At 68.8% G+C, this 4992-nt stretch carries 3 protein-coding genes and 3 pseudogenes; 3 read left to right on the top strand and 3 right to left on the bottom strand.

The features are described 5' to 3' along the window. A pseudogene (locus BN903_RS17685) lies at nucleotides 1-182 on the bottom strand (PAS domain-containing sensor histidine kinase); the annotation flags it as partial. A 122-nt stretch (nucleotides 183-304) separates the two neighbouring features. Between BN903_RS17685 and BN903_RS14055 the strand changes: the two are divergent. After that, nucleotides 305-1765, top strand: a complete 1461-nt coding sequence (locus tag BN903_RS14055) for an ATPase domain-containing protein (RefSeq protein ID WP_048078325.1) — start codon at nucleotides 305-307, stop codon at nucleotides 1763-1765. A gap of 54 nt (nucleotides 1766-1819) precedes the next feature. Here BN903_RS14055 and BN903_RS14050 read toward each other — a convergent pair whose 3' ends face one another. After that, nucleotides 1820-2455 carry a tRNA (cytidine(56)-2'-O)-methyltransferase gene (locus BN903_RS14050; RefSeq protein WP_048078324.1) on the bottom strand — a complete coding sequence of 212 codons (636 nt, stop codon included), beginning with the start codon at nucleotides 2453-2455 and terminating at the stop codon, nucleotides 1820-1822. A gap of 168 nt (nucleotides 2456-2623) precedes the next feature. On the opposite strand from BN903_RS14050, the pseudogene BN903_RS14045 reads away from it, so the two are divergent. Both BN903_RS14045 and BN903_RS14040 read left to right on the top strand, forming a co-directional pair. After that, nucleotides 2624-3708, top strand: a pseudogene (locus tag BN903_RS14045) (phosphoribosylaminoimidazolesuccinocarboxamide synthase). Nucleotides 3709-3860: 152 nt separating this feature from the next. Beyond that, a complete protein-coding gene (locus BN903_RS14040; protein WP_048078323.1) occupies nucleotides 3861-4577 on the top strand; it encodes a DUF47 domain-containing protein in 717 nt (238 codons plus the stop codon). A 27-nt stretch (nucleotides 4578-4604) separates the two neighbouring features. Here BN903_RS14040 and BN903_RS14035 read toward each other — a convergent pair. Beyond that, nucleotides 4605-4992 (bottom strand): annotated as a pseudogene (locus tag BN903_RS14035) (C-terminal helicase domain-containing protein); the annotation flags it as partial.

The following is a 4992-nucleotide window of genomic DNA, read 5'->3' as shown; positions in this document are numbered from 1 at the left end:
CGCTCGTCGAGCGCCGCCGCCTCGCTGGCGGCGTCGACCGCGTACCGGTCGCCGAGGGCGTCGACGAGCAGTTCGCGGTCGCGCCGCCGTTCGACGAACAGCAGCACGCGGGCGTCGTCGTCGAGCTCGAGCGACCTTGCGGGCCCGGACGCTCCGACGCGCTCTCCCGAGTTCGGCCCCATCTCCCTTCGAACGACGACCCACATCCACTAAGAGGTACGGAAAATTCGGGTCCGCGACCGGCACTCTCGACGCGGGGTGACCGTCACCCACGCTTATGTCGGTCGTCGCGCACAGAGAAAACATGGCACCGTCGCTATCCGACCGACTCTCGACCGGTATCCCTGGGCTCGACGAGATCCTGTCCGGGGGACTCATTCGAGAGCGAAGCTACATGATCCGCGGGCAGGCGGGGAGCGGGAAGACGATCCTCAGCCTCCACTTCCTCGCCGCCGGGGTCGAGCGCGGCGAGACGGTCCTGTTCATCAACCTCGAAGAGGACCTGAGCGACCTGAAGGCGAACGCCGAGGCGCTGGGATTCGACACCGACGCGATCGAGTTCCTCGATCTGAGTCCCGGCGCGGACGTGTTCACGGAAGACCAGTCGTACGAGGTGTTCGCCCCCGAGGAGGTCGAACGCGAGCCGATCACGGAGCGGATCGTCGAGGGCGTGACCGCGGTCGACCCGGACAGGGTCGTCGTCGACCCGCTGACGCAACTCCGGTTTCTCATGTCCGACGACTACCAGTTCCGCAAGCAGGTCGTCGGCTTCATGCGCTTCCTGAAAGACCGTGACGCGACGGTGCTGTTCACGGTTCAGGACACCGAGTCGCTGCCGACGGACGACCTCGAGTTCGTCACCGACGGCACGATCCGACTGGACACGGCGGGGTACGGCAAGACGATTGCCGTCCCGAAGTTCCGCGGGTCGTCGACGCAGGGAGGGGAACACGCCTACCGGGTCACCGACGCGGGCGTCGAGGTCTATCCCGCCTTACAGCCCGGCGAACACGCGGTCGAGTTCGACTTCGAGCAGATCTCCTCGGGCGTCGACGAGGTCGACGCGCTGCTCAACGGCGGGATCGAGCGGGGGACCGTCAGCATCGTGAGCGGACCGACGGGCGCGGGCAAGACCACCCTCTCCACGCAGTTCATGCGGGAGGCGGCCAAGCGCGGCGAGCGCTCCGTCATCTACCTGTTCGAGGAGAGCGAGGAGACGTTCCTCTCCCGATCGCGGGCGATCGGCGTCCCCGTCGACGAGATGATCGAACAGGGGACCCTCCAGGTGACCGAGGTGGAGGCGTTAGAGCGGTCGCCACAGGAGTTCGCGCGGATGGTCCGCGAGGAGGTCGAAGCGAGGGACGCGAAGATCGTGATGGTCGACGGCATCGCCGGCTACCGGCTGACGCTCCGCGGGACCGACGGGACGATGCTCCAGCAGATACACGCGCTCGGCCGGTACCTCAAGAACATGGGGGTGACGACGATCTTCGTCGACGAGACGCGCAACATCACGGGGGAGTTCCAGGCGACGATGGAGAACATGAGCTACCTCGCGGACAACATCATCTTCCTGCGGCACATCGAGGTGGACGGCGAACTCCGGAAGGCGATCGGCGTGTTGAAAAAGCGGACGAGCGACTTCGAGCGGACGATCCGCGAGTTTCGGATCACCGACCGAGGGATCGAGGTCGGCGAGCCGATGTCGCAGCTCAGCGGTATCCTGAGCGGTGCGCCGGAGGCGGTGGACCGAGACCCGGACTGAGGACCGAACCGCGGACGGAGGACCGAATCCCGGTCACTGAGGCGAGCCGTCGGGTCAGTCGCGGTCTTCGGATCCGGAATCGTCGCTGCCGGCCGCCTCCTCGGCGTCGACCACGGTCTTCCCGGTCGCCTCGGGGACGACCCGACGATCGGCGTCCGCCCACTCGCGGTCCAGTTCGGTCCCGTCGAACAGCCGGTCGAGGAACACTGCCAGCCCGGCGACCTCGGAGTGCGGCTGGTTCGTCACGCCCACGTTGAAGTCGGCGCGCTCGTACAGCGCCCACGGCACCTTCTCGCCGCCGACGACGACGAGGACGTCGCGGGGCGAGGGCGGCGATCCGCCAGCGGTCGCGGCGCTCCCCACTTCGCCGTCGTCCGCGAGACCGGTCGCCTCGCGGATCTCCCCTTCCACGTCCTGAACGCGCTCGCCGTACATCGTGAGGTGGACGACGACCCCGTCGAACTCCCTGACGATCGCCTTCTGGTCGTCGCGCAGTTCCACGTCGAACGGGCCGCCGAACCGGTCGGTGATGTCGCGGACGGTCTCCGCCGACTGGCCGGCGTTGTCGGGGAAGATCACCCGGTCCGCGCCGAGCGCCCGCGCCGTGAGTCCCACGTGCGTCGTCATGCGGTCGTCGCGTCCCGGCCGGTGGCCGTAGCGGAGGACGACGACCTCGCGCGCGTCATTCATGCCACCCGATGGGAGACCGATCGGGGTGTCGCTTTCGATGCGACCGCGCGGTCGACGACCGCCGCCGCACCCATTTCGATCCGCGTCTATGGATCGAATTGGATATGAGTATCCCAAGGTGACCACGTAACTGGAAGTTTCATGTGGGAGGCGGTCGCGGTGTGAGCCATGACGAGCGTCAAGGAGTTCCGCGTCGACGAGCCGGCGACCGCCGACGGACTCGGTCGGGGGCGGTTCGTCTTCACGGACGCCTACTCCGTGTTCGACTGGGGGCAGATGCCCGACGCGATCCCGAACAAGGGGGCGAGCCTCTGTGTGATGGGCGCGTTCAACTTCGAACTGCTGGAACGCGAGGGGGTCCCGACCCATTACCGGGGCGTCACCGACCCGGTGGAGACCGCCGACGGCGGCGACGGTGATGGCGACGCGCCGACGGCCGTCCCCCTCGGCGAGGCGACCGCCCCGCCGACCGAGATGGCCCTCGACCTGACGCAGGTCCCCGACCTGCCGTACGAGGGTCCCCACGCGGGCTACGACTACGACGCCTTCCACGCCGCGGGCGGCGACAACTACCTCGTCCCGCTGGAGGTCGTCTTCCGCAACCGGGTCCCGGTCGGGTCCAGCCTGCGGCGTCGCGCGACCCCCGCCGAGTTCGGTCTCGACTCGGCGCTCGGCGTCGACCCCGACGAGTGGCCGGACGAGCCGGTCGACCTCCCCGCGCCGGTCGTGGAGTTCTCGACGAAGTACGAACAGCAGGACCGCTACCTCGCGCGGCCGGAGGCGGACGAGATAGCGGGCGCGGCCGACGTCGACGCGCTGGAGTCGCTCGCGCGCGACGTGAACCGCGTCGTCACCGATCGCGCTGAGGCGGCCGGGTTCGTCCACGAGGACGGGAAGATCGAGTGCCTCTACGCCGACGGCGACCTCCGCGTCGCCGACGTGGTCGGCACCTTCGACGAGAACCGGTTCTCCTACGGCGGCCGGGGGATCTCGAAGGAGGTCGTCCGCCAGTGGTACAAGGCGAACGACCCCGACTGGGTCGCGGCCGTGAAGGAGGCGAAGGCGTGCGGTCGCGGACCGCGACACCGACGACTGGCGCGAGCTCTGCGAGCCGGACCCCGTTCCCCTCCCCTCCGGGGGTCGTCGACGCGGTCTCGGGCCTGTACGCGGCCGGGACGAACGCGTACACCGGCCGCGACTGGTTCGACGCTCCCGATATCGAGACCGCGCTCGACGCGGTCGACGACCTGTAGCGTCGTCGGGGCTCGCTGGGGATCGTCGGAAGTCGCCGGGGGTCCGCGGAGATCGTTAGGGATCGCCGGAGGTCACCGGAGAGCGCCCCCGACCCTCACCATCGATCGGACGCGAGGGAACCTCTTTACCGTCGACGCGCGTGGATCGAGGCATGTCCACCGAGGCCGACTTCGGGGAGCGGCTGGAGGCGCAGACCGTGACGTACCTCGACCGGATCGACGACTGCGTCGTCCTCCTCCCGCGGGTCCTCGACGAGTACGCGGCGGACGGGCCGTACCGCGACACGGTCGACGAGATAGCCGCCGTCGAGAGCGAGTGCGACGACCTCGTCCGCGACCTCCGGACGCTCATCACGGACGCGGGCCCGGACGACATCGGGTTGTTGAACACCCGGATCAACTTCAACGAGTCCGCCCTGCTCGACTTCTACAACGAGTTGGATGTTGTCGCGAACCTCACCGAACGGATCGCACAGGAAGTGGCGATGATGCGCCCCGACGCGGGCGTCGACTCCTTCGACGACATGCGCGAGATGGCCGATCGGATCGCCGAGATGGTCGCGGTCCTCGGCGACGTGGTCGAGGGGTTCGTCAGGGGGCTGGCGCGCGCCGACGCCACGGAGACGCTGACCGAGGGGATCGAGGCGATCCGCGAGCTGGAAAGCGAGTGCGACGGCCTCCGTAACGACGCGATCGAGACCGCGTTCGCCGACGAGACGATCGACCAGCCCCTCGTCTACCGCGAGCTCGCGATCCTGCTTGACGAACTCGCCAACGCGGTCGAGGACCTCACCGACCGGATCGTCGTGATCGCGAGCAAGGAACCGGGGATCGTGACCGAGTCGGCGTCCGACGCGGACGGGAACTGAACGCCTCGGCTCCGCCTCACCGCCGGGTCACCGCCGAGCCCACTCCAGCATGCGCGCGTAGAACGGGTCGGAGCCGAGCGCGTCGGCGTCGCCGACGATCGTCAGCTGCTTTTTCGCCCGCGTGAGCGCCACGTTCACGCGGCGGTGGTCCTCGAAGATGGGACCGTCGAGGTCGCCGGTCGCGACGAGCGAGACGACGATCACCTCCTTCGAGGAGCCCTGGAAGCGGTCGACGGTGTCGACGGTGACCGATGTCCGGCGACCGATCTCCGCGACCTGCGCGCGGAAGGGCGCGATGACGCCGATGTCGGTCGGGATCGACGCCCGCGGCGACGTAGGCGTCGACGATCGCGGCGACCCGCTCGCCTCGCGGACGTTCCGGTTACCGTCGCGCTCGCCGTCGGGGTCGACGAAC

Source organism: Halorubrum sp. AJ67, from assembly GCF_000513435.1.
This window is presented reverse-complemented; position numbering and strand designations above follow the sequence as displayed.